At 34.4% G+C, this 1,678-nt stretch carries 1 protein-coding gene; it reads right to left on the bottom strand.

Annotated elements, in window-relative coordinates; all coding sequences use genetic code 11:
- Positions 1–209 precede the first annotated feature (209 nt).
- Positions 210–1,520: an IS1380 family transposase gene (locus tag FGQ66_RS14970; RefSeq protein ID WP_002290896.1), complete on the bottom strand. Its 1,311-nt coding sequence runs from the start codon at positions 1,518–1,520 to the stop codon at positions 210–212.
- Positions 1,521–1,678: the final 158 nt, after the last annotated feature.

Here is a 1,678-nt window from a genome sequence, read left to right as displayed (position 1 = left end):
TAAACCTGAATAATTCATAGCCTTAATTTTTTTGAATAGTTATTTAAAAAAAATAGACGTTTCTTTAAACGTTCTCTCTATTTCTAACAAAATTTAATTTTTTGTTCTACTTTTCTTGGCTATTGCTATTAAAGTGAAAGTCAATTCAGTTTTTTGGCAGACTCCACCCCTTTGATTTTTCATCCTTTTTTTCTAAGGTTAGGAAGGATTTATTGGCACCGCCTTAGGCGCCTGAAAATTGCATAGAATTCGTTTTGTTGCACATGATAGCTTGATAATTTAAGGTATATTTTTCTGGCTGTTTGAACAAGTTTTCCAGCAATTTTAAGAAAATGTAAACGAATCGTCTGGATAGTCATTCCTTGGTCTATTTTTTTGAATGCAATCGTTTTTAAAAAATTAACAAGGTTGTAAGCAAGAACGCTTATCATCATTCTCGTATGATTTTCTACAAAACGTGGACTATCTGTCTTGTCAAAAAAGAAACCCGTTTTGGCTTCTTTGATAAAATTTTCCATCGTTCCGCGTTTTTCATAAAGAGAGAAGACAACTTTAGGTGAGACATTTTCGGATAAATTGGTCACAATAAATGCGTGATGAAAGAGAAGTTCACCACTCTCGCGAACCGATCGTATGCAGACACGACGAGGTTTTGACCAAGATTGTGCTTGGTAAAAGGAAGAAAAATAATATACCTCTTGTTCATCCCATTTTTGATTGTCATCGTATTGAACAAATTGTTCTGCCAACTGGCTTAACTTGTTATTATTTTTCAATCGAATGACGTAGTGACTGTTGGTATTCTCGCAAGGTTCATACACCTCTGGTGTTGCAAACCCACTATCACCACGTACGAGTATATCTGTAGTAGGTAATGCTTCAATATAATGAGATAGCAATGGTTCAATGAACGCTTTTATTCCTTTCGAGGTGTATTGATTTCCTGGACGTAGTTCTGCTTTTAAAAAGTCACCAGTTAGTCCATCAAAGGCAACTAGCGGATGATATCCATAGGTTTGATAATGTGCATTGTAATTTGTTTGTTCTTGACGTCCAAATGTATCGGAGTGAGTGGAATCAATGTCAATCACTAATTCGGTGTTATTGCGAATCAAACGTACTTGATCTACTAATGCTTGATTTAACGCTTGCAATTGATGAATATTTTTCTCCATAAAACGATCAAAAAAACGAGAAAGTGAAGATTGAGAGGCTAGTTGCTTCTTACCTAAAATGGCTTGAAATACAGGGTCTTGTCTTAAAATATTCGCTGAAGAATCAGCCGAATAACCACTAATCAATTGCAAGATAAGTTGTTCTAATATTTCCACGTTATCATGTGTATAATAATTGCGCTTGTCCTCTATGTGAAGGAAATGCTTTGCTAGTTTTGAAAATTGAAGAGTATCCATTAACTCCTTTATTAGAACTAACCCTGAATCACTGGATAAGCAGCCACCTGTGTGTGAAATTATCATCGTTGAATTGAATTTCATTTGATTATCATGTAAACTAGTCATTAGAAGAACTCCTTTCTTTTGGTTGGTTTAAGCACCTTTACCATAACAGAACGGAGTTCTTTTTTCATCACCTAATGGGTGAAAATGAAAAATGAGTGTTTTGATTATTGTTAAGCGATTTGTGAGCATTCGAATAGAATGTATGAATTATTCAGGTT

This window comes from Enterococcus sp. BSD2780061688st2 D3, assembly GCF_005844145.1.
Lineage (GTDB): Bacteria > Bacillota > Bacilli > Lactobacillales > Enterococcaceae > Enterococcus_B > Enterococcus_B durans.
Note: the sequence above shows the minus strand (reverse complement) of the source record. Positions and strands in the feature narration are given on the sequence as shown.